Source organism: Phycisphaerales bacterium AB-hyl4, assembly GCA_041821185.1.
GTDB classification, from domain to species: Bacteria; Planctomycetota; Phycisphaerae; order Phycisphaerales; family Phycisphaeraceae; genus Natronomicrosphaera; species Natronomicrosphaera hydrolytica.
The window spans coordinates 68594-91614 of the sequence record JBGUBD010000001.1 but is presented as its reverse complement, the minus strand read 5'-3'; the positions used below and the strand labels follow the sequence as shown (position 1 = coordinate 91614).

23 protein-coding genes and 1 tRNA gene are annotated in these 23021 nt (G+C 65.2%); 19 read left to right on the top strand and 5 right to left on the bottom strand.

The annotated features are described in order from the left end of the window. Positions 1-70 precede the first annotated feature (70 nt). From ACERK3_00395 to gspD, 14 genes are all read left to right on the top strand, one after another. Entirely contained in the window at positions 71-586 is a 516-nt protein-coding gene (locus ACERK3_00395) for an NUDIX domain-containing protein (GenBank protein MFA9476739.1), read from the top strand. A gap of 65 nt (positions 587-651) precedes the next feature. Then, positions 652-1950 carry a diaminopimelate decarboxylase gene (gene lysA / locus ACERK3_00390; GenBank protein MFA9476738.1) on the top strand — a complete coding sequence of 433 codons (1299 nt, stop codon included), beginning with the start codon at positions 652-654 and terminating at the stop codon, positions 1948-1950. A 122-nt stretch (positions 1951-2072) separates the two neighbouring features. Then, positions 2073-2657 (top strand): hypothetical protein, encoded by a 585-nt coding sequence (locus ACERK3_00385; protein MFA9476737.1) that lies wholly within the window; start codon positions 2073-2075, stop codon positions 2655-2657. Between the two features lie 259 nt (positions 2658-2916). Continuing rightward, positions 2917-4641: a GspE/PulE family protein gene (locus tag ACERK3_00380; GenBank protein ID MFA9476736.1), complete on the top strand. Its 1725-nt coding sequence runs from the start codon at positions 2917-2919 to the stop codon at positions 4639-4641. A 124-nt stretch (positions 4642-4765) separates the two neighbouring features. Continuing rightward, complete coding sequence (locus tag ACERK3_00375) at positions 4766-5980, top strand: type II secretion system F family protein (protein ID MFA9476735.1); 1215 nt, start codon at positions 4766-4768, stop codon at positions 5978-5980. A gap of 71 nt (positions 5981-6051) precedes the next feature. Next, a complete protein-coding gene (gene gspG / locus ACERK3_00370; protein ID MFA9476734.1) occupies positions 6052-6459 on the top strand; it encodes a type II secretion system major pseudopilin GspG in 408 nt (135 codons plus the stop codon). After that, on the top strand, positions 6434-7024 hold the full coding sequence (locus tag ACERK3_00365; protein ID MFA9476733.1) for a prepilin-type N-terminal cleavage/methylation domain-containing protein: 591 nt from the start codon (positions 6434-6436) through the stop codon (positions 7022-7024). Before gspG ends, ACERK3_00365 begins: the two co-directional genes overlap by 26 nt. A 73-nt stretch (positions 7025-7097) precedes the next feature. Next, positions 7098-7499, top strand: a complete 402-nt coding sequence (locus ACERK3_00360; protein ID MFA9476732.1) for a prepilin-type N-terminal cleavage/methylation domain-containing protein — start codon at positions 7098-7100, stop codon at positions 7497-7499. Beyond that, positions 7499-8185 carry a type II secretion system protein GspJ gene (locus ACERK3_00355; protein ID MFA9476731.1) on the top strand — a complete coding sequence of 229 codons (687 nt, stop codon included), beginning with the start codon at positions 7499-7501 and terminating at the stop codon, positions 8183-8185. The genes ACERK3_00360 and ACERK3_00355 overlap by 1 nt, the downstream gene beginning before the upstream one ends. After that, on the top strand, positions 8182-9549 hold the full coding sequence (locus tag ACERK3_00350) for a type II secretion system protein GspK (protein ID MFA9476730.1): 1368 nt from the start codon (positions 8182-8184) through the stop codon (positions 9547-9549). Before ACERK3_00355 ends, ACERK3_00350 begins: the two co-directional genes overlap by 4 nt. Beyond that, positions 9546-10925 (top strand): hypothetical protein, encoded by a 1380-nt coding sequence (locus tag ACERK3_00345; GenBank protein MFA9476729.1) that lies wholly within the window; start codon positions 9546-9548, stop codon positions 10923-10925. Before ACERK3_00350 ends, ACERK3_00345 begins: the two co-directional genes overlap by 4 nt. A 7-nt stretch (positions 10926-10932) precedes the next feature. Beyond that, a complete protein-coding gene (locus tag ACERK3_00340) occupies positions 10933-11490 on the top strand; it encodes a GspMb/PilO family protein (protein ID MFA9476728.1) in 558 nt (185 codons plus the stop codon). After that, a complete protein-coding gene (locus tag ACERK3_00335) occupies positions 11487-12245 on the top strand; it encodes a hypothetical protein (protein ID MFA9476727.1) in 759 nt (252 codons plus the stop codon). Before ACERK3_00340 ends, ACERK3_00335 begins: the two co-directional genes overlap by 4 nt. A 45-nt stretch (positions 12246-12290) precedes the next feature. Beyond that, a complete protein-coding gene (gene gspD, locus ACERK3_00330) occupies positions 12291-14477 on the top strand; it encodes a type II secretion system secretin GspD (protein MFA9476726.1) in 2187 nt (728 codons plus the stop codon). A 65-nt stretch (positions 14478-14542) separates the two neighbouring features. Here gspD and msrA read toward each other — a convergent pair whose 3' ends face one another. Beyond that, positions 14543-15226, bottom strand: a complete 684-nt coding sequence (msrA, locus tag ACERK3_00325; protein ID MFA9476725.1) for a peptide-methionine (S)-S-oxide reductase MsrA — start codon at positions 15224-15226, stop codon at positions 14543-14545. A gap of 355 nt (positions 15227-15581) precedes the next feature. Between msrA and ACERK3_00320 the strand changes: the two genes are divergently transcribed. From ACERK3_00320 to ACERK3_00305, 4 genes are all read left to right on the top strand, one after another. Next, positions 15582-15944: an RNA recognition motif domain-containing protein gene (locus tag ACERK3_00320; GenBank protein ID MFA9476724.1), complete on the top strand. Its 363-nt coding sequence runs from the start codon at positions 15582-15584 to the stop codon at positions 15942-15944. A gap of 199 nt (positions 15945-16143) precedes the next feature. Further along, on the top strand, positions 16144-16572 hold the full coding sequence (locus tag ACERK3_00315; protein MFA9476723.1) for a peptidylprolyl isomerase: 429 nt from the start codon (positions 16144-16146) through the stop codon (positions 16570-16572). A 116-nt stretch (positions 16573-16688) separates the two neighbouring features. Then, positions 16689-17381, top strand: a complete 693-nt coding sequence (locus ACERK3_00310; GenBank protein MFA9476722.1) for an HAD family hydrolase — start codon at positions 16689-16691, stop codon at positions 17379-17381. A gap of 79 nt (positions 17382-17460) precedes the next feature. Beyond that, positions 17461-17547: transfer RNA gene (locus ACERK3_00305), tRNA-Leu, on the top strand. 183 nt (positions 17548-17730) lie between these two features. Here the strand turns inward: ACERK3_00305 and lpxA are convergent. The 4 genes from lpxA to ACERK3_00285 form a co-directional block, all read right to left on the bottom strand. After that, positions 17731-18576 (bottom strand): acyl-ACP--UDP-N-acetylglucosamine O-acyltransferase, encoded by an 846-nt coding sequence (lpxA, locus tag ACERK3_00300; protein MFA9476721.1) that lies wholly within the window; start codon positions 18574-18576, stop codon positions 17731-17733. Positions 18577-18688: 112 nt separating this feature from the next. Continuing rightward, on the bottom strand, positions 18689-19999 hold the full coding sequence (lpxC, locus tag ACERK3_00295) for a UDP-3-O-acyl-N-acetylglucosamine deacetylase (protein ID MFA9476720.1): 1311 nt from the start codon (positions 19997-19999) through the stop codon (positions 18689-18691). A gap of 100 nt (positions 20000-20099) precedes the next feature. Beyond that, a complete protein-coding gene (gene lpxD / locus ACERK3_00290; protein ID MFA9476719.1) occupies positions 20100-21119 on the bottom strand; it encodes a UDP-3-O-(3-hydroxymyristoyl)glucosamine N-acyltransferase in 1020 nt (339 codons plus the stop codon). A gap of 52 nt (positions 21120-21171) precedes the next feature. Further along, complete coding sequence (locus ACERK3_00285) at positions 21172-21900, bottom strand: OmpH family outer membrane protein (GenBank protein ID MFA9476718.1); 729 nt, start codon at positions 21898-21900, stop codon at positions 21172-21174. A 57-nt stretch (positions 21901-21957) separates the two neighbouring features. On the opposite strand from ACERK3_00285, the gene ACERK3_00280 reads away from it, so the two are divergent. Further along, the gene (locus tag ACERK3_00280; protein MFA9476717.1) at positions 21958-23019 is read left to right on the top strand and encodes a tetratricopeptide repeat protein; all 1062 of its coding nucleotides are present in this window, start codon (positions 21958-21960) and stop codon (positions 23017-23019) included. Positions 23020-23021: the final 2 nt, after the last annotated feature.

Below are 23021 nucleotides of genomic sequence, written 5' to 3'. Positions count from 1 at the left end.
GATCGGGGGAGCGATCCCGCGGGCGGCCGCGGATCGGTGGAGGAGGTGGGGCATGTGGTAATGTATTGGCATGACTGGTCCGCCGATTCGTACGGATATTGTGGACGTATATGTGTTCCGCCGACGGTCGGCGGGGCGTGTGGCGGGCGTAGAGTTTTTGCAGCTGCATCGTGTGCCGGAGATTTCGCTGCCGAACACCTGGCAGCCGGTGATGGGGCATATGCACGCGGACGAGACGGCGGCGGGCACAGCGTTGCGCGAGTTGCAGGAAGAGACAGGCTACGGCCCGGGGGCGGGGTTGCTGGGGTTCTGGCAACTCGAACGGTTGAACACGTATTTTCTGCATAGCCATGAGACGATTGTGATGAGCCCGTGCTTCGCGGCGGAGGTCGCGCCGCCCCCGGCCGGTGGCGAGCCGGTGCTGGATGCGGATCATGATGGGTTCCGGTGGGTGGCGCGGGATCACGTGGATCGCCAGTTTCTCTGGCCGGGCCAGCGTGAAGCGATTGCCGACCTGGTTCGCGACGTGCTCGCACCCGGCTCGCCGACCGAGCCGCTGCTGCGCATTGACCCTGCGGGGGTTTGACCGCGACTTTCCTTTCCCGCTGTCGTTACAATTCTCGTTTCGCTCCTTTGAACGAGACTTGAACCATGGACGACTTCCACTACCGCCAGGGCCAGCTTTACGCTGAAGACGTGAACCTTGACACGCTTGCCGACGAGCTTGGCACGCCGTTGTATGTTTACTCCCGCCACACGTTCGAGCAGCACTACGACCGCATCGCGGCGGCGTTTGCCGAGCTTGACCCGATCATCTGCTACTCGATCAAGAGTTGCGGCAACGTGCATATCTGCAAGCTGCTGGCCGAGCGGGGCGCGGGGATGGACGTGGTGAGCGGGGGTGAGATTCATCGCGCGCAGTTGGCCGGGGCGGACATGAGCAAGATTGTCTACGCGGGCGTGGGCAAGTCGGACGACGAAATCCGCATGGGCATTGAAGCAGGCATCGGCTGGTTCAACATCGAGTCCGAAGCGGAGTTTGAGAACATCGACGCCATTGCCAAGCAGCTTGGCAAGACGACGCGCGGCGCGTTGCGTGTGAACCCCGACGTGGCGGACCCGCGAACGCATGCGAAGACAACGACGGGCAAGAAGGAAACGAAGTTCGGCGTGGACATCGAGCGGGCGCGCAAGTTCTTTGAGACGTATGGCAAGAACGAGCACTGTCGGCTTAACGCGATTCACCTGCATATTGGTTCGCCGATTTACAGTCCCGAGCCTTACGTGATGGCGATTCGCAAGGCGCTGGCGTTGATTGACGAGCTTCGCGGGCAGGGGCATGAGATCGAGGCGATTGATATTGGCGGGGGGTATGCGGCCGACTACGAGGCGGGCAAGTCGCCGGCGTATGACGAGTATGCCGCAGCGATCGTGCCGCTGCTCAAGGGCAAGGGGTTGAAGGTGATTCTCGAGCCGGGGCGGACGATCGCGGGCAACGCGGGGTTGCTGTTGACGGAGGTGCAGTACCGCAAGCAGGGGGGTGCGAAGCAGTTTGTGATTGTGGACACGGGGATGCATCACCTGCTTCGGCCGGCGATGTACGACGCGTTTCACTTCATTTGGCCGACGCGTGTGAGCCGTGAGCATGCACCGGGGCCGCGGTCGGAGTCGATGGACCTGCCGGCGTTGGAGACGGTGGAGATTGTCGGGCCGATCTGCGAGACGGGTGACGTGCTGGCGAAGGCGCGGTCGATTCCGCCGGTGAAGCGTGGGGATCGGCTGGCGATTTTCACGGCCGGGGCGTACGGGATGGCGATGGCGAGCAATTACAACGCGTTTCCGCGGCCGGCGGAGGTGCTGGTTGAGGGTGATGCCTATCGTGTGATTCGTCGGCGGGAGACTTATGATGATCTTGTGGCGGCGGAAATGGCGAATGTGGGGGCGAACTGACCGGCGGTTGCAATACAGGGTCGGCCGACCGCGTTGTCGCAATGTGGGGCCTGATGCGTTGAGCAGGGCCCTGGAGTCCGGTTTTTTACCTGAATGGAGCGGTCAACGCTCGGAGACAGGCCATGAAGCAACTCAGTAGCAAGATCGTGCCGGTAATGCTGGTTCTCGCGATGATGGCGGGCGGTGCCATGCTCGTCGCGCAGGATCGCGGCGAACGGGGTGATCGCGGCGACCGGGCGGGGGGCGACCGGGCCGGGGAGCGTCGTCAGGTGGACGGCGAGCGGATGCGTGAGCGGATGGCGAACCGTCAGGAAGCGATGCGCGAGCGGCTTGGCGTGACCGAGGAAGAATGGGAAGCGCTCGAGCCGATGGTCGAGGAAGTTCGTTCGCTGCAGGCCCAGGGCGGTCGCGGCGGCATGATGATGGGCCGACGCGGCGGCATGCGTGGCGGCGGCGGGCCGGGCTGGGGCGGCGGTGAGGGCCGAGGCGACCGCGAGCTTTCGCCGGTGCAGCAGGCCAGCCGTGACCTTGGCCAGACGCTGCGCGACGACAACGCGTCGGAAGCCGACATTCAGGAGAAGCTCGAAGCGCTGCGTTCGGCTCGCGAAGACCACCAGCGCCAGCTTGAGGAAGCTCGCGAAGAACTGCGTGGCGTGCTGACCCCGCGTCAGGAAGCGCAATTCGTGATCATGGGCATCCTCGAATAGCAAGCGCTGAGCGTACGGATGAGCGCCGCGAATCTGTGGGGCTGCCGAGACGGGTGTACCTGTTCAGGTCATGCCCCGGAAGCTCCGCAGATTCGCTCGTTCGAAGGCTTAGTCGGGGGCGACTCAAGCATAAGCGTCATGTAATTAACCCACGCGCCGGCGCGGGGGCGCTATTGGGCTCCGCCGTGGGCGACGGGGCTAAACCCCCGGCTCGGCTCGGCGCGACCTCTCTTTGTTTGTCCGTGTGAGACTTCACAACATGGCTGATCCGGTACTGGCACGGCTGCGGGAGTTGGGCTTGCTCGACGAGCAGGCGGCCGAGGCGGTACGCACGGCTCGGTCGGCGGGCACGTCGCTGGACGACGCGCTGCTGGCGGCGGTGCGGCAGGCCGGCGGCGATGAGGCGGCGGTGCTCAAGGCGCTGGCGGACGAGTTCGATTTGCCGTTTGTGAATCTGGAAGAGCATCGGCTGGACTCGAAGCTGCTGGCGCGGTTTCCGGCGAGAGTGTTGCTGGAGCGGTCGCTGTTGCCGTTGGAGCAGACGAACGGTTCGGTGCTGGTGGCGACCGCGCGGCCGTTCGATACGACGGGGCTGGACGAGCTGCGGCTGGCGAGCGGGTTGGAGGTGCGGATTGCGCTGGCTTCGCCAGCGGAGTTGAAGCGGCAGCTTAAGTTGCAGCTTGGCGTGGGTGCGGACACGGTGCAGGCGATGATCGGCGCGGACCCGGACCGGATGGGCGTGCAGCTGCTGGATGACGGTGCGAACGACCTGGACCTCACGGCGGCGGCGGAAGACGCGTCGATCGTGAAGTTCGTGAACCAGGTGCTCACCGAGGCGATCGAGCGTCGCGCGACGGACGTGCACTTCGAGCCGTTTGAAGAGTCGCTGCGTGTGCGGTATCGCATTGACGGTGTGTTGCAGCAGGCGAACGTGCCGCCGGAGCTGAGACGGTTTCAGCCGGCGATCGTGTCTCGATTGAAGATATTGAGTCAGTTGGACATTGCGGAGAAGCGCGTGCCGCAGGACGGGCGGATCAAGCTGCGCATCGCCGGCCGAGAGGTGGACGTGCGCGTGTCGATCATTCCGATGCTGCACGGCGAAGCGGTGGTGCTGCGATTGCTCGACCGCGGCGGCGCGTTGCTGGGCATTGAGATGCTGGGGATGGGGCCGAGGGATCGCGAGGCGTTTGAGGCGATATTGGAACTGCCGCATGGCATTGCGCTGGTGACCGGGCCGACGGGCAGCGGGAAGACGACGTCGCTTTACGCGGGGCTGTCGCGGATCAACGAGATCGACCGCAAGATTGTGACGATTGAAGACCCGATCGAATATCAACTGGAAGGTATCAACCAGATCCAGGTGGCGACGAAGGCGGGCATGACGTTTGCGAAAGGGCTGCGAGCGATCCTGCGCCACGACCCGGACGTGATCCTGATTGGCGAAATTCGCGACCGCGAGACGGCGGAGATCGCGGTGCAGGCGTCGTTGACCGGGCACCTGGTGTTTTCGACGTTGCACACGAATGACGCGCCGGGGGCATTGACACGGCTGGTGGACATGGGCGTTGAGCCTTACCTGGTGGCGTCGTCGCTGGAGCTTGTGATTGCGCAGCGGCTGGTGCGGCTGATCTGCGAAGACTGCAAGGCTGCGCTGCCTGCGGACGAGTCGGCGAAGGCACGGCGGCAGTTCGGGGACGCATTGCCCGACGTGTTGTTCGAAGGGCGCGGCTGTCGATCGTGTCAGAACACGGGCTACCGCGGTCGGCGGGGCATCTTTGAATTGATGCCGGTGACCGAGTCATTGCGGCGAATGATTCTCGAAACGCGGTCGGGCGGCGAGATCCGCGAACATGCAATGGGCAACGGCATGGCGAGCCTGCGCGACGACGGCTGGCGACTGGTTCGCGAAGGGGTGACGACGGTGGCGGAAGTGCTTCGCGTGACGAAAGACGAACGGCGGGAGGTGGAGGGGGAGGGGGGTTAGTTTCGAGTTTCTAGTTTCTAGTTTCGAGTTTCGAGTTGGGGTGGTGCGGGTAAAGCCCACGGATGGAATCCGTGGGCTTCGGGGTGATGGGTGATGTGCGGTGGACGGGATTGGGATGCAGACGATGAGCGCGACGTTTTCTTACAAGGCGATTGATGGGGCGGGCAAGGCGACGTCGGGGACGCTGTCGGCGGACAGTCGCGGCGCGGCGATGGATGAGATGACGCGACGAGGACTGACGCCGGTGGCGATCGAAGAGCACGCCGCGGCGGCGACGGGGCTGATGGGGCGCGGTCGGCGGGTGTCGGCGGCGGCGGTGGATGCGTTTACACGCGAGCTTGCGAACCTGCTGGCGGCGGGCGTGCCGCTTGGCAAGGCGTTGCAGATCATCGCGCGCGAGGCGTCGTCGGCAGCGGAGAAGACGCAGCGGGAGGCGATCCGCGATGCGGTGGTGGACGGTGAGCCGTTGGCGGAAGCGCTGGCGCGGCATCCGCGAAGCTTTCCGACGGTGTACGTGGCAATGGTGCGGGCCGGTGAGATGGGCGGGTTTCTCGATGTGGTGCTGAATCAGATTGCGGACTTCCGCGCGAGGGAGGCGGATCTGGTGGGGCGGGTGCGGGCGGCGCTGGTGTATCCGGCGCTGCTGGCGGTGATGACGGTGCTGGTGCTGGCGGCGTGCCTGGTGTTTTTCATCCCGCAGTTCGCGGGGTTTTTTGAAGAGTATGGCGCGGAACTGCCCGTGCTGACGCGGGCGATCATGGCGGCGAGCGAGGCGGTGCTCAGCCCGTGGTCGCTGGCGGTGCTGGTGGTGCTTGCGATTGCGGGGTTGTGGGCGACGCGGACGCTGGCGACGCAGAGCGGTCGGCGGTGGCGGGATCGGATGATGCTGCGGCTGCCGATGGTGGGGACGGTGCTGGCGCGGTTTGCGCTGGTGCGGTTTTGCCGAATGCTGGGCACGCTGCTGGGGGCGGGTGTGCCGTTGATCGGTGCATTACGCGTGGCGCGGGAGGCGTTAGGCAATCAGACGCTGTCGGATGTGGTGGAGCAGGCGATCGAGCGGGTGCAGCATGGCGAATCGCTGGCGAAATCGCTGGGCGAGGCGAGGCAGTTGTTTCCGGCGTCGGTGACGGAGATGGTGGCGGTGGCGGAAGAGACGGGTCGGCTTGATGGTGAGTTGACGCGGCTGGCGAACAGTTTTGAAGGGGAACTGGATCGACGGTTGCGAACGCTGGTGGCGATGGCGGAGCCGGCGATGCTGGTGATTATGGCGGCAGTGGTGGGAACGGTGGTGGTCGGCATGCTGATGCCGATCTTGACGTTGCAGGACTTGATTCAGTGATCGAGATTCAGTGATCGAGCGAGAGCGCGTCGCGAGCAACGCGGCGAAATAGAGACATCAGGAACATGAATATGAAACGACATGGTCAACGGGTTGCGGGTTTTTCGATGATCGAGCTGCTGCTGGTGCTCGTGATACTGGGCGTGCTGGTGGGGATCGTGGTGACACGGTTTACCGGCCGAGGCGAGCAGGCGCGGGTGACGGCGGCGCGGGCGGACATTCGAAGTCTGGAGACGGCGTTGGATGCGTTTGAGATTGATAACGGTCGGTTCCCGACGACGCAGGAGGGGTTGGAGGCGTTGGTGGAGCGGCCGAGCAATGCGCCGAACTGGAACCGGTATTTGAGTCGCGGCGTGCCGACGGACCCGTGGGGGAACCCGTACGTGTATGAGTATCCGGGGCGGTACAACGATGATGGGTACGACCTCTACTCCGAGGGGCCGGAAGGCGGCGATGGTGAGCGTATTGGGAACTGGTGATGTGAGGGCGGGGGGTGCCCACGGATGCGATCCGTGGGCTTTATGGGGGGCGGTGCGCGCGGGGGGTGGGGCGCGTGGTGGGTTTACGTTGCTGGAACTGGTGATGGTGTTGTTGGTGGTGGGGGTGTTGCTGGGGGTGTCGTTGCCGACGTTGCGGCCGTTTGTGAGCGGGCGGGAGGTGCACGCGGCGGCGGGTGAGATGGTGGCGATGACGCGGCTGGCGCGGTCGCTGGCGGTGAGCGAGGCGCGGGTGTATCGGCTGCATGTCGACCTTGAGCTGCATGAGTTGTGGTTGAGTCACGAGGAGCTGCCGGAGGACGAGGCGGTGCCGGTGCCGGTGGCTCGGCCGATCGTGCTGCCGGGGGATGTGGCGGTTTACTGGGAGGCGGACGACGAGACGCTGCGGCGGGGGTATGTGCGGTTTTATCCGAACGGGCGAAGCGATCCGGGCGTGTTTGAGTTGGTCGGGCGACGGGGTGAGCCGGTGCTGGTGGCGGCGCGGTCGGCGAGCGAGCGGTACGCGGTGCGGGAGGCGGCGGCGCTTGGGTTGGGAGGGGTGCGATGATGAATGAAAGGTTTGGGGTTTTGGCTTTGAGGGGCGGTTTGGGGGTTGGGGGGGGCGCCCACGGCGTGACGCCGTGGGATTCGGGGGGTGCTCGGGGGGGCGGGGGGTTGTCGGTGGGCGGGGGTTTACGTTGGTGGAGGTGTTGGCGGGGTTGGTGCTGGTGGCGATTGTGCTGCCGGTGGCGGTGCGGGCGTTGCAGGTGGGGATGGGTGCGGGGGACATGGCGCGGCAGCGGCTTGAGGCGGTGTCGCTGGCGCAGTCGAAGGTGGATGAGATTGTTGCACTGCGGGACTGGGATCGCGGTGAGGTGAGCGGGGCGTTTGATGAGCCGTTTGAGCGGTACGCGTACGCGGTGGAGCTGGCGGACTTTGATGATGAGGTGCGGACGTTGACGGTGGTGGTGACTTGGGAACGGCGGGGACAGGCGCAGGCGCTGCGGTTGGCGACGCTGGTGGACACAAGTATCGAGGAGTGATGACGCTGAGAGCCCGGCAGACGAGCGCGTTTACGCTGATTGAGGTGCTGCTGGCGCTGTCGTTGTCGACGTTGCTGATCGGCGCGGTGTACTGGTCGTTGGCGGCGGCGTTTGATGCGCATCGGCGGTCGGAGCGGGTGGTGGGGCCGCCGCGGACGGCGGAGGTGGTGCTGGAGCAGCTGCGTGCGGACTTGCGCGGCGCGGTTCGGCCGGGCGGGTACCTGGCGGCGGAGTTCGTGTCGTTGGATGCCTCGGTGGCGCGGGGTGCGGGGGAGCGTGCGCTGGTGTTTTACACGACGGCGGGTACGGCGGGCGAAGCGCGGACGGCGGGGGTGCGGCGGGTGGAGTGGGCGCTGTCGCAGCCGAGCAATGAGTTGTTGGCCGATCGGCCTGCGGTGGTGCGGCGGGTGGCGGACAACCTGCTTGCGCCGGTAGTGGACGAGGGGTACGAGCAGGTGCTTGCGTTGGAGGTGGTGGAGCTGACGTTTCGGTTTTACGACGGGTCGCAATGGGAAGATGACTGGGATTCGACGGAGCGGGGCGATGCGCTGCCCTGGGCGGTGGAGGTGACGTTGGGGTTGGCGGAGGGGTTGGGGGGGAGTGGGGATGGGGGGTATTGGGTCAGGCGGGTGATGGCGGTGCCGGGGGCGCGGGCGGAAGATGAAGGCGGGGGGATTCGGCGATGATGAACGGGCGAACCAAGTGTGGGCGTGGGGGGTGTCATCGCGAGCGGGGGGCGGTGATGATCGTGGCGGTGTTGATTCTGCTGGTGGTGACGGCGACGGCGCTGCTGCTGGCGACGACGATGCGCGTGGAGGTGCGGGCGGCGGCGAATCAGGTGGAGGCGATGGCGGCGGCGAACGCGGCGGAGGGGGCGGTGCGGCATGTGATGGCGGTGCTGGCGCGGGAGCCGGGGCAGATGCCAGCGGCAGGCGAATTGCCCAGCGAAGGGGTGATCGTGGGCGATGCGGCGTACTGGCTGATTCGGCCTGCGGGCGAGGGGCGGGCCGGGTATGTGGCGGGCATCACGGACGAGGCGAGCAAGCTGCATCTGAATGTGGCGACGGTGGAAATGCTCGGGCAGCTTCGCGGCGTGGGGCGGACGCGGGCGGAGGATGTGGTGGCATGGCGGACGCCGGAGGAGCAGGCGATGGACCTGCCTGGGGCGGGGGCGGAGCATTATTTGATGCTGGACCCGCCTTACCTGCCCAAGCATGGGCCGCTGGAGAGCGTGGAAGAGTTGCTGCTGGTTCGCGGCTGGACGCCGGAGCGGTTGTTTGAGCTGGCGGACTTCGGCGACACGACGGGGATGGACTTTGAAAACGTGATTGAACCGGATCGGCCGTTGTATGAGCTGTTTACGGTGTACAGCTATGCGGCGCGGGCGGATGCGATCAATGTGAACGCATCGGATGAGCGGGATGCGTTGCGTGAGCTGCTGGAGACGGAGCTGTCGGCGGAGCGGTTCAGCCTGGTGTGGTCGGAGTTGGGGTTTGGCGGCGGGGGCGGGGGTCGTGGTGGTAGTGGCGGACCCACGTTTGAGAGCATGTTGGATTTTTACCGGCGGTCGGGGCTGACGGGGGAGGAGTTTGATGCACTGGCGGCGCGGTTAACGACGGACGAGACGGCAGCGTCGGCGGGGCGGGTGAATGTGAATACGGCGTCGGAGCCGGTGCTGGCGGCGCTGCCGGGGATGGATGAGGCGTCGGCGGCGGCGTTGGTGGACGCGCGGGCGGGGCGGGACGCGTCGGAAGGGGGGCTGGCGTGGGTGGTGGATGCGGTGGGTGACGATCGGCTGTTTGAGGCGGGGCCTTACCTGACGGACCGGGCGCAACAGTTCACAGTGGATGTGGTTGCAATCGGAGCGACGGGTCGGGCGTTCAAGCGGTATCGGGTGGTGATTGACATGGCGGGCGATCGGCCGCGCGTGGTGCGGTTTGACGACTGGACGGAGCGAGGCTGGCCGTTGGACCCAGCCTTGCGTGAGGCGCTTCGGTCGGGGGTGAGCCTGGAGGAGGCGGTGGCGTTGTACGGGAGGCTTGATCGGTGACGAGACGTTACCGCCAACATCTCGGGCTGGTGGTGGACGAACATGCGATCCGCGTGGCCGACGGCGCGGGTGGCGTGGCGGAGCTTGCGTTGACGGGGCCGGGGTCGGGGGCGGGGGGTGGTTTGTCGACGGCGGAAGCTGTGGGGCAGGCGTTACGGGGGTTGTTGGACGAGACGGGCTTGCGGGGCGGGGGGCCGGGGGGCGCGGTATTGGTGGGTGTGGCCGGTCGGTGGTTAGCCGTCCGGTCACGCGCCATGCCGCCGGCGTCGGGGGAGGCGCTTGCGGGGGCGGTACGGCTGGCGGGGGAGCGTGAGTTTCCGGGTCAGGCGGAGCGGTTGGTAATTGACTACACGCCGGAGGCGACGACGACGGGGTCGCCGGAGGTGTTGCTGTGTGCGCTGCCGAGCGATCGGCTGGCGTGGCTGGAGCAGGTTGCGGCGGCGGCGAAGCTGAGGTTGGCGGGGGTGACGCCGAGCGCGGCGGTGCTGACTGACGAGGGGCTGGTGCTGCATCTCGCGCCGGGGCGGTGTGAACTGGCGGCGATGCGCGGCGGCCGGCTGCACTTGCTGCATCATCTGGGGACATCGTTGAACGGCGTGGCGCCGGCGGACGGTGGGGCGCATGATATGGAGGCGGCGACGCGGACGCTGACCGCGGAGGTCAGGCGGACGCTGGCGACGTTTGAGCCTGCGGGCGGGCCGATGCAGATTGATGATGCGATCGGGCTGGATGCGCAGGTGCTCGATCGCATCGGTCGGGAGCTTGCGTTGGATGTGCAGCGCGTGGCGACGCCCGCGAGCGTGCCGCCGCGGTTTGCGCCGGCGGCGCGGCTGGCGGCGTGCGATCCGCAGGCGCTGGCGATCAACTTTGTCACGGCTCGCACGCGACGTGCACCGAAGTGGCAAGTGACGAAGCCGATGCGTGTGGGGTTGCTGGCGGCGGTGCTGGCGCTGCTGGTGGTGGGGTGGTATGTGGTCGATGTGGTGAGCTTGCAGCGGACGATCAACGAGCATCGGCAGTGGCAGGCGCAGCGGCAGACGGAACTGGCCCGCGCGACGGTGTTGCGGGATGACCTGCGGACGGCGCGCGGGTGGTTGGAGGATCGGCCGACGCATCTGGAGATGCTGCTGGGGTTGACGATGGCGTTTCCCGAGCGGGGCGATGTGTGGGCGACGAATGTGACATTGGACGATAACGGGGCCGGCGCGGTGAGCGGGCGCGGGCGCAACGAGCGCGACGTGCTCGACCTGCTCGGGCGGTTGCAGGCGACGGCGGGGATGGGCGGTGCGAAGCTGGTTTACGTGCGCGAAGCGGATGCGCGAAGTCGGGAGGTGTCGTTTCAGATCAACCTCACGCCGCGCGGGGAGGGCCGTTAGCGTGCAGATGAGCCGACGTGAGAAGCTGATTGCGATTGTGACGCTGACGCTGGTGGCGTTGTTCGTTGGCGATCGGTTGGTTGTTGAGCCGGCGCTGGCGTATCGCGAGCGATTGCAACAGTCGGCCGAGCGCGAGCGCGACGCACGCGAAGCGGGCGAACGGCTGTACGACGGGCTGACGTCGCTGGAGCAGCGGTGGTCGGCGTTGCAGGCGTCGGGGCTGGCAGACTCGGCGGCGGACGCGGAGGCAAGGCTGTCGCAGGCGGTCAGTGGATGGGCAAGTGACACGGGCGTGTCGTTGACGTCGCTGTCGGCGGACCGGGTGGAAACGGGCGATCGGTTGCCACGCGTGCACATGCGCGTGGTGGCGACCGGCTCGATGGGGGAAATGGTCGGCATGCTCGGGCAACTGGCGTCGGCGGAGCTGCCGGTGCGGGTGCAGGAACTGCAACTGGCGTCGCGCGGCGATGGGGAGCAGTTGACGATGAATCTGCGTGTGTCGACGTTGTACACATCGGATCAACCCCAGTCAGGGCCGGTTCGTGCGGGGAGGGCAGGGCGATGAAAAGGACACAGACTAAGGCGAATGGTCGGGGCGCGGACGGGTGGCGAATGAGTCGTGCCTGGTGGTTGGGGTGCGTTGGGGTGGTGATGAGCATGGCGTCGTGGGTGCAGGCCGACGATGGCGGTCGCGATGAAGTCGATGCGGCGCGTTATGAGGTGTTGGTGGAGCGGAACATTTTTTCGCCGACGCGTGGGCGGCAGCCGGACCCGCCGCGTCGCGATCCGCCGCCGCGGTCGGAGCCGCGTGAGGCCCAGCCGGTGGACCCGGGGCAGTCGATGGTGCTGCGCGGGTTTGCGGTGCGGGGCGAGCAGGCGGTGGCGATGATCGAAGACGGGTCGGGCAGGCTGCTTCGCGTTGGCGTGGGTGAAACGGTGGCGGGTCGGCGGATCACAGCCATCGCGATCGACGAGCTTGAATATGAACGTGATGACGAAACGCAGACAGTGGCGATCGGCATGACGCTGGCAGGCGACGCAGCGCCGCGCGTTGAGCGGCAAGCGGATCGGGGCGGCGGGGCAGACGGGGCGAGCGATCGCGAGCGAGCGGGTGGTCGGTCGGGGGGTGGCAGTGATGTGCTTGAGCGGATGCGTCAACGCCGACAGCAGGCGATCGGCGGCGGGGCGGGCGGTGACCGCGAGTCACGTCGGGCGACGGAAAACGAGCGGGAACCTGATGTGGCGGGCGAGCCTGAAGGCGAGCCCGAGTACGAGCGTGAAGAAGAGGACGAGGCTGAGCATGAAGATGATGATGCCTGACCGTACACGCGCGGCGATGGGGTCGCGGCCAATGAGGAAACCACGATGCTGAGCCAATTGCGCATGGGTGTGTGTTCGCTGACGGTGGCGCTGGTGTTGCTTGGCGTCGCATTGCCCGGCCATGCCCAGACGGAGGCGGGGCTGACGTTGAACTTCCGCGACGCGCCGCTGGATGCGGTGCTCGACTACCTGTCTGAAGAGGCGGGGCTGGTGGTGGTGCGCAGCGTGGATGTGGAGGGGCGGGTGACGTTGATCAGTCGTCAGCCGTTGTCGCTGGAGGACACGATCGACGTGCTTAACAGCGTGTTGGCCGAGCAGGGTTACGCGGCGATTCACACGGGGCGATCGCTGCGGATCGTGCGTCGCAACGACGCGCGTCGGCATGACGTGCCGGTGCACGCGGGCAACGACCCGGCTGCGATCAAGGTGGGCGAGCAGATCATCACGCAGGTGATTCCGATCCGCCACGCGGACGCCCGGCAGTTGCGCGACGACCTGAACCCGCTGCTGCCGGAGTTCGCGACGCTGACAGCCAATGAGCGGACGAATTCGCTGATACTCACCAGTTCGGGTTCGAATGTCCGCCGAATCGTGGAGATTGTCAGCTCGCTGGATCGCGGACTGGCGGCGGCGGTGGATGTGCGGGTATTTGCGCTGGAGTATGCGAGCGCGCGTGATGCAGCGCGGCTGGTCAACGAGTTGTTCGGCGAGCAGTCGGCCAGGCGTGATCAGCAGGAGCGCGACCCGCGTCGACGGTTTATGCGGGCGCGGGGGATGATTGAGGATGAGGATGACAACGGTGGTTCGCCGGGCGTGAACGTGACGGCGTCGGCGGACGAGCGGACGAACACGGTGGTGGTGACGGGCCCGCCGGAGACGCTGGCGATCATCGAAGGCGTGCTTGAAGACCTCGATGCGAACCCCGCGGCGACGCAGGCGGTGATGGTTTATTCGGTGAAGAACGGCCGGGCACAGCAGATGGCCGAGGTGCTCAACAACCTGCTTCAGACAGCCAACTTGGTCACGCGCAACGGCACGAACGTCCGCGGTGGCGGCGGTGGTGGTGTCGCACCACGACGCGGTGGCGGCGGAGGTGGTGGCGGTGGCGGTGGTTGGCGCGGGGGTGATGCGGGGGATGCGTTGCCGGACCCGGACAATCGGCTGGCGGATGCGGGGTTGCTTGCGCAGCTCAACGGCGAGGACGGCCGAACGATGACGGATGCGCCGATCTGGTCGCAGTTCGATGACCGGGAAGCGGCCGAGCTGTTGGAAAACGCCAGCGATCTGGATGGCGGCATCAGCATCGTCGCCGACCCGGACACGAACACGCTGATTTTGCTGACGAGTAGCCGTAATTTTGAGCAGTTGCGCGGCATCCTCGATGAGCTGGATCGGCCGGTGCCGCAGGTGGTGATTCGTGTGCTGATTGCCGAGGTGACGCACGAGCGTGGGCTGGAACTCGGCGCGGAGTGGTCGGTGATCAATCCGCGCGATTCGGGGCAGACGACGCTGTTCACCAGTTTGAACGTGGCGCAGGAAGCGACGCAGCCTGGCGCGGGCATGGTGTTCCGCATGCTGGAGACGGACGTGCAGGCGACGATCCGCGCGTTGGGGCGGGACTCGAAGATTGACGTGCTCTCTCGGCCATCGATTCTGACGAGCGATAACCAGGAAGCGTCGATCATCGTCGGCAACAATGTGCCGTTCATTCGACGGTCGCGGACGACGGACGCGGGGCAGGTGATCAACGATATTGAGTATGAAGACATCGGCATTATTTTGACGGTGACGCCGCACATCAATCCGGACGGGTTGGTGACGCTGGACGTGTCGCCGGAGATCTCGGCGATCACGGATTCGTCGATACGGATTTCGGAGACGGTGCAGGCGCCGATCTTTTCCCGCCGGGCTGCGAACGCGCGCGTGGCGGTGCGCGATGGTCAGACGATTGTCATCGGCGGGTTGATGGAAGACAGCAAGACTCAGATTGTGAACAAGGTGCCGCTACTTGGCGACATTCCGCTGCTTGGGGCGTTGTTCCGCAATACGTCGGATTCGCTGACCAAGACGGAACTGTTGATCTTCCTCACGCCGGAGGTGGTGAAGGATCCGATGACGCTGGAAGGGCTCGGCGATCGCGAGCTGCATAATACGGACATCGTCCCGGAAGCGGTGGAGCCCGGTGCGTTGGAGAGGCATATGCGACGGATGCGGCCGGAGACGAGTGAGTGAGTGGGATTGGACGAGGCAGAGCAGCTTAAGCGGCTCTGCCTCGGGGTGGGTTTGTCGTTGGTTATTTAATCCGTGGGGTCGCGCAGCTTTTCAGGGAATTTTGTCTGGACCTTGTCGACCTTCGGCAGCGCCCACTGGCGGATGTAGGGGTGCATCGGGTTACGGTCGGCGAAGTCCTGATGGTATTGCTCAGCCTCGTAGAACGCGTCGAGCGGTTCGAGCGTGGTGACGATGGGGCGGTCGTAAGCGTTCGCTTCGGTGAGCTGGGCGATGTAGTCCGCAGCGGCGCGTTGTTGATGCTCATCTTTGTAGAAGATGGCGGACCGATACTGTCGGCCGTGGTCGGGTCCCTGGCGGTTGAGCTGCGTGGGGTCGTGGGTGGCGAAGAAGACACGGAGCAGGGCGGCGTAGCTGATGACGTTGGGGTCGTAGACGACGCGGACGACCTCGGCGTGGTCGGTCATGCCGGAGGCGACCTGTTCGTAGTTGGCGGAGTCGGCGTCGCCGCCGGCGTATCCGCTGGTGACCTCGCTGACGCCGGCGAGTTGCTGGAAGACGGCTTCGACGCACCAGAAGCAGCCGCCTGCGAAGACGGCTTCGCGCGGGCCGGCGTCGGTGGGCTCGGCTGCGTTGGTTCGCGGTTCGGGCAGGCCGCCGGTAGGCCCGGTGGGGTGATCACAGGAAAAACCCGCAAAGCTCATCAGCATCATCAGGAGTGCTCCGGTCCAGAAGGAGGGCGCGTCTGGCATCGTGTGGTGTTCCATGGCCCGGTGGTTGGGGGTATTGTAGCCGGGCCGTGTCGGTGAGCGGCGAAATGGGACGGATGTCAGGTTGTTGGTTGCGGAAGGGTTTTTGGCTTTGGAAAGATTTTTGGGAATTACTTTCCTTTTTCGCCAGTTGCGGGTATGCTTGGGGCGTTGGACGGTGCGCCTGTGTTGGTAGCCGACCTGTATTTCGGCGTTTCGTGAACAGCGAAACGACGGCTTTCGTAGCTGGGTAATGGACCCGGCTGTTTCTCAACCGTGACTCGCCGCAGGTTCCACTCGTGAAGATTACAAGATTCGAGGCGAAGCTTCCGACGGTCACTAAGTCTGGAGTTTCGCGATGAAGATTTATGTTGGCAACATGTCGTTTCAGACGACGCAGGAGTCCCTCGAGGGGCTTTTCACCAATTACGGACAGGTTGACGAGGTGGCTGTGATCACCGACCGGGACACCGGTCGGCCGCGCGGTTTCGCCTTCGTGACCATGGCCAATGACAGTGAAGCCAAGGAGGCCATCGAGGCCCTCAACGGCCAGGAATTTGAAGGTCGCACGCTGACCGTCAACGAAGCCCGTCCGCGCGAGCCGCGTGGTGGCGGCGGTGGTGGCGGTTACGGTGGCGGCGGCGGCGGTGGCCGTCGCGGTGGTGGCGGCGGCGGTGGTGGCTACGGTGGCGGTGGCGGCGGTGGCCGCGATCGCTGGTAAGCAACCCCGGCTGTACCACAGCCTCATGATGAAAATCAGGCCCCCGGTCGCTCGCGCGGTCGGGGGTTTTTCGTTGAAGCGCATGTCGTGTCGAGAAAAGATCGGCGCAGCAACGGCATTGCGCTACAATGCAGATCGTGTCGCTCGCATTTGTGCGGAGCGGCTGGAGCAATCGTGACTACCAGGAAAGGCCAGAATCATGGCACAGGTCAAGCAAGGCGACACCGTCAAGGTGCATTACACCGGCAAACTCGATGACGGTACGGTGTTTGACACGTCCGTCGAACGCGAACCGATTGAGTTCACGCTCGGCGAAGGCCAGATCATCCCCGGCTTCGAAGAGGCAGTCGAAGGCCTCGAACCGGGGCAAAAGACCACCACCACCATCCCCGCGGAGAAAGCGTACGGCCAGCGCAACGAAGAGGCCGTCGTTCAGGTCGAACGAAGCCAGTTGCCTGAGAACCTCGATCCGGAAGTCGGCCAGCAGTTGCAGATGCAGCAGCCCAACGGCCAGCCCATCCCCGTCCGCGTGACCGACGTGTCCGAGCAGAACATCACGATCGATGCGAACCACCCGCTCGCGGGCAAGGACCTGTCGTTTGAGATCGAGCTCGTCGCGGTCGCGTGAGGCGACAGAAGCGCTTCTTGAGCGTTTGGCAATTGAATGACGAATCACACGAAGCCCACGGCGTTACGCCGTGGGCTTCTGTGTTATGCAGGCGAGTTCTGTTTAGAATGGCGGGCATGTTGAAAGCCATTGTTTTTGATTTTGATGGTGTGCTGGTCGACTCCGAGCCGTTGCATTACGAGGCGATGCTCGCGGTGGCCAAGCCGTTGGGCGTAACGTTCGATTACCGGGAATACCTCAACGACCTGATCGGCTTCGACGATCGCGACGCGATGCGGACGATCCTCGCCAAGGCGGGGCAGACGGTCAGCGAGACGGAGGTGGACGAGCCATTGCGCGAGTTGATGGACGAAAAGCAGCGTGCATTCGAGCAGCGGGTTGCGAAGGGGATCGAGCCGATTCCCGGCGCGATGGAGTTGCTCGACGCGGCGGCGGCGGCGATGCCGGTGGCGATCGCCAGCGGTGCGACCCGGGCCGACATCGAGCTGATCCTCGGCCAACTCGGTCGGCTGGACCAGTTCACCACCATCGTCACGGCGGACGATGTCGAGCGATCCAAGCCCGCACCGCAAAGCTACGTGCTGGCAGTGCAACGGCTGGCGGAGACGCACCCTGAGCTGCTGCTGAGCCCGCGCGAGTGCCTGGCGATCGAAGACACGGCAGCCGGGTTGGCGTCGGCGCATGCGGCGGGCCTGCGGACGCTGGGGCTGACCACGACCAGCCCGGCCGAGTCGCTGCGCCAGGCCGACCGCGTCGTGCCGGAGCTGGCGGGCATTACGCCGACGGTTCTGCGGCACTGGTTCGACTGACGCGCATGACGGGTCGGCTTGATTGTTTGGCACGAATGCGTAAACTGCTCTGCTCCCCGCTAAGGTTGGGGGGCCAGTCGCGGCCGTGGCGGAACTGGCAGACGCGCTAGGTTCAGGTCCTAGTGAGGCTTATACCCTCGTGGAGGTTCGAATCCTCTCGGCCGCATTGAAATGACAAGGGCTTACGTCAATCGACGTAAGCCCTTTTTCGTTGGCTGTGTGATTCCTATCGCGAATTTATTGAGAAGCGGCTTCGGATGGCCGCGATTTGGGGCGTGGCGTTGGAGCGGGTTTCGAGGTCGTCCCGCCGTGCCACCTTGCCGTCCGTGTGCCGCAGCCGTTGACCATTTCAGCGGACGGGGTTGGTGTAACGGTTGTCTTGTCGGAAGGCTTCGCGGTGTCGGCCGAAGATGCCGCGGGTGGACTCCCGAACGGCTTCGAGCAGGGCTCGCAACGCCCAGTCGTTTCCGACTTTTGCTTCGAGCGTTTCGAGGTTGCGGGTCATATTGCCCACATGGTTTTCTTCATCGACGCCGCCGAACAGCAGGCGGTGCGCTTCTTTGAGCGCGTTGATCTGTGGCTGCGGGAAGTGGTGGCGTTTGAGCAGCACGGTGTTTACTTTTCGCACGCGGGCAGGCATGCCCTCGACGATCATGAACGGCGGGACGTCCTGCACGATGCGTGTCATGCCAGCGACGAAGGCGTACTGGCGGATGGCGACCCAGTGGTGGATGGCGGTTGCGCCGCCGATGACGGCGTGATCTTCGATGAGGATGTGGCCGGCGAGCTGCACGGCGTTGGCGATCACCAGATGCGAGCCGAGCACGCAGTCGTGGCCGACGTGAACGTAGGCCATGATGAGGTTGTGATCGCCGACGCGTGTGATGTTGTGATCCGCGGCGGTGCCTTTGTGGATGGTGACACCTTCGCGCAGGTCATTGTGATCGCCGATGATCAGTTGCGAGTCTTCGCCTTTGAACTTGAGGTCTTGCGGATCGCCGCCGAGCACGACATGGGGCCAAAGCGTGTTGTGGCTGCCAATGGTCGTTCGGCCGTAGATTGAAACGTTTGAGATCAACCGTGTGCCGGCGCCGATCTTGACCTTCGGCCCGACGTGGCAGAACGGCCCGACCTCGACATCGTCCGCGAGCTTCGCGCCCGGCTCGATCACGGCTAGGGGGTGAATTTTGGGCATTCTATGTATTTCGAATTTCGGATTTGGGATTTCGAATTTGACCGTTGATTCGCTGACGGTTTGAGGGTCGCGGCAAATTCGAAATTCGAAATTCCAAATCCGAAATCGCCTTTCATTCCTGGTCATCGTCCACGAGCATGAACTTCACCTCGGCCTCGGCTGCAAGTTCCTCGGCCACGTATGCCCGGCAGCGCATGTGCGCGATACGACTTCGCACACGCACCGCCTCGGCTTCCATTACGATCTGGTCGCCCGGCGTGACCGGACGACGCAACTTCACACGGTCCAGACTCAACAGCACTGCCAGCTTGCCGGTGTGTTCCAGCTTTTGTCCAATCAGCACGCCCGAGAGTTGTGCCATCGCTTCGACCACAAGCACCCCGGGCATGATCGGCGTACCGGGGTAGTGGCCCTGAAAGAATGGCTCGTTCATCGTGACATTCTTGATGCCAATCGCCCGCCGGTCACCATCAATTTCAACAATTCTGTCCACCAGCAGCATCGGGTAGCGGTGGGGCAGGATGCGGGCGATACGGCGGATGTCGAGCACGTTGCGGTGCAGCGAGAGTCGACGGCGGACCTGGCTCTGGTGCTGCTTGATCAGCTTGCGCACCAGCATGTGGTTCAGCGCGTGGCCGGACTTGTACGCGACGATGCGGCCCTGGATCGGTGCGCCCAGCAGGTAGAGGTCGCCGATCAGGTCGAGCATCTTGTGGCGGACGGGCTCGTCATCGAAGCGGAACTTGTTGGTGCCAAGCGGGCCTTTGTCGCCGATCACCAGCACGTCGTCGGGGCTGAGGTGCTTGCCCAGGCCGCGCTCGCGCAGCACGTTGGCTTCCTGTTCGAGCACGAAGGTGCGCGAGGGGGCGATATCGTGGGCGTAGTTGCCGTTGTGGCAGTCGAACACGCGGAGTTGCCGACCGATCGGGCCGTTATTGCCATAATCGAGTTCGTAGACCAGGTGCAGCCCCGGCTCCTCGGAAGGCATGGCGGCGACCATCGTGTCTTCATGACGCACCATGACCGGCTCGGTCACGATGAGGCGTTGGCGGGGTTCGCTGCTGGCTTCGATGCCCGCATCGGTCAGGGCGTCGAAAAATGGTTTGGCGGATCCGTCGAGGGCGGGCACTTCCGGGCCGGTGACCTCGATGATCAGGTTGTCGATCTGCAGGGCGGCGACGGCGGAGAGGCAGTGCTCGCAGGTGTCGATGCTGGCTTCGCCGCATTTAAGCGCGGTTCGGCGGGCGCGTTTGACGACGTACTGGACGAGTGCGGGGATCTCGGCCTTGCCCATGTCGGTGCGTACGAACACCACGCCGTGGTTCGTCGGCGCCGGGCGGAAGGTCAGCGTCGCGGGATGTCCGCCGAACAGTCCTCTGCCTTCGAGGGTTGCAGGTTTGGCAATTGTCTGCTGCACATCCATGTACGATCATCCGCCCCAGATTGGTACCGTCCCGGTGAGCGCCGCCTTGCCCATGCGGTGTTTCTGGGTGTTGTGGGAAGCGGCGGTTAGCAGGGCGATTCTAGCGGGATTTGAACTTCTTCACCAGATCCGGCAGGCGGCGCATGGCTTGGACGACGCGGATGGCGTCGCGGATGGGCAGCGCCGGCCCGCCGCCCCACGTTTCGCCGTCGGGGATGTCGTTCATCACCTGGGCACAGCCGGTGAGGCGAACGCCCTTGCCGATGGTGATGTGATCCTTGATGGCGACCATGCCCCCGAGCACCGTGCCGTCGCCGATGATGACCGAGCCGGCGACGGCGGCGCAGCCGGCCATGATGACGCATCGGCCGATCTTGCAGTTGTGCCCGATCTGCACGAGGTTGTCCAGCTTGCTGTGGTCGCCGATGACGGTGGCGGCGAACTTGCCGCGGTCGACGCAGCTATTGGCGCCGATTTCCACATCGTGGCCGATTTCAACCGTGCCGATCTGCGGGACTTTGACCACGTGCCCCCCGTCGGCCGAGGGGCGGTAGCCGAAGCCGTCGGCCCCGATGCTGACGTTGGGGTGGAGGATGCAGCGATCGCCCAGGGTGCACCGCTCGCGGACGACCACGCCGGGCCAGAGCACGCAGTTTTCGCCGATGCTCACGTCGGCCATGAGGTTGACGCTGGCCTGGAGGATCGAGCCTGCACCCACGCGGACGCGAGGCCCGATGATGCAGCCCGGGCCGACCTGCACGTCATCCCCCAACTCGGCGGAGGGGTCGACCACGGCCGAGGGGTGCACGCCCTTGCCCGGCTCCGGCCAGGCCGGGGCGAACAGCTCAAGCACGCGCGCCATCGCCAGATCCACATTGGCCACCCGCACCAGCGCCCGGCCGTCGCCTGGCTCAATCGCAAGCTCAAGCTCGCCTGGCACGATGGCCGCCGACGCCTGGCTGTCGGGCCATTGCGGGATGTATTTGTCCGAGCCGACGAAGCTCAACTGACCCGATCGCGCCGAGGCAAGGTCCGCCACGCCGTCGATTTCCAGCGTCGCGTCGCCAACGACCTCCCCGTCAATCTGCTGGGCAATGTCCTGCAGCGAAATCCGTTTCAAACCATTCACCTGGTGCGAGGGCAGGGGCAAAATGCAAGGGCGATACGCGGGCTCACTGGGCCTCGTACGCGTTGTTCATCCGCTGGATCAACTGCTGCGTGATGTCGATGTTGTCGCTGGCGTAGAGCACTTTGCGCATCTGGATCTGGGCGACGAGTTCCTGCGGCTGCTCGGCCTGGAAGTTGATCTCACCTTCGCGGAACAGCACGGCGTCGTAGCCTTCGTCCTGGGCAAGCTCGGCGATGGCGTCGTTCATCTTGCGGTACAGCCGTTCGGTCTGGAGCACGTGCTCGCGGGCCAGCCGTTGCTGCTGGAACTGCGTCCAGGTCTGCAACTCGATGACGGCCCGGCCGAGCTCTTCTTCCTTCTGGCGATAGGCGCTCGTGCCCGCGGCGAGGACGTCGAGGTCTTCGCGCAACTGGCGGATCTGCTGCCGCCGCTGCTGTTCTTCCTGGCCGAGTTGCTCACCGCGCGAACGGATCTCGTTCTCGACGGCGACTTTCTCTCTCAACTCGTTGAACGCATGCTCGATGTTCACCACGGCGATCGCGGTCGGGTCGGCACGCAGGGCGTTGTTCGCCGTGACCACGCCGGCGATGCCGACCAGCACGAAGGCGAGGGCGAAGATGGAAACAGTCAGTCGGCTCAAACGCATGGATCGCTCCAGGCAAGGGGTGAGGTAAATCTGGTTACGGAAGGCGAACGCAGACGCGTGTTCTATCACGGCAGGCCCGGCGATGCCAGTTGGCACGCCGCGCCGCCTCGCAGAATCATACGGCATGGCGGGAAGCCCGCAGGCGACGTTGCAGCGAACGCCAATTGCGGTACGCTGACGGCCATGATACGCAATACGTACAGTCCGTGGAAACGGTTACGTGCCAGCTTCCTCCTCGCCCCGGCAGCGATGCTGCTGCTGGCGGTCGGGTGTGAGCGGTCCGATCCGGGGGCCGATGGCGCGGCGGACGCCGAGCCGGACCACGAAGCCATCGAGCATGAACTGCTCGGCTTCGAGCAACGCTTCGGCCAACTGGTCGAGGGCCGAGCCGACGCCGGCCGACTGCTGACGGAGATGGACGACTTCGTCCAGCGTAACCCGGACCATTACGAGGCCCGCCGACTCTACGCTCAGGCGTTGCAGGTCGAGCGCCGGTTCGAGCGTGCCTATGAGCAGCTTGAGGTCGCCGCCGAGTTGAACCCCGACGATCCGGAGCTGCGCATTCTTGTAGGCGACTCCGCCATGCAGGCCGGGCAATACGCTCAGGCGCAACGGCATTACTCGCGGGGCAGTGATCTTGAGCCTGATTCGGAGCGGTTTCGCATCCGGTTGGCCCAGTCGCTGACCGAGCAGCAGCGGTTCGACGAGGCACGTCGGCTGCTGCTGGAATCGCTTCGGCGAGACTCGTCGCAACACGCGGCCCACCTGGGCCTGGCCGACCTATATGCCCGGCAGAATCGCTTGGACATGGCGTTGGAGCACATCGACCGGGCGGTCGAGCTGGCGCCGGAGTCGGACGTCAGGCGGCGGCTGACGTATGTGCTCAGGCAGTCGGCGTTGCTGCGGCGGGCGAATCGGCCGGAGGATGCGCTGGCTGTGCTTCGCGACCTGCCCGCCGAGCAGCAGGTGCAGATCGCCGTGGCGCAAGGGATGGCCCGCAGTTGGGTCATGCTCGGCCAGCCGGAGCGGGCGGCGGAGCACTATGATTACATGCTCAGTCTCGACCCCAGCGACGACATCGCCGCCGCCGAGGCCGCCAACTGGCATCTCCAGGCCGGCCAGTTCGACGAGGCCCGGCAGCGCATCGAAGTCCTGCGTCGGCTCAACCCCCGAAGCCCGGCCCTGCCGCCGCTGGAAGCCAGGCTCAACGAAAACCAGCAAACGGCCGCCGAACCCGAGACTTGACC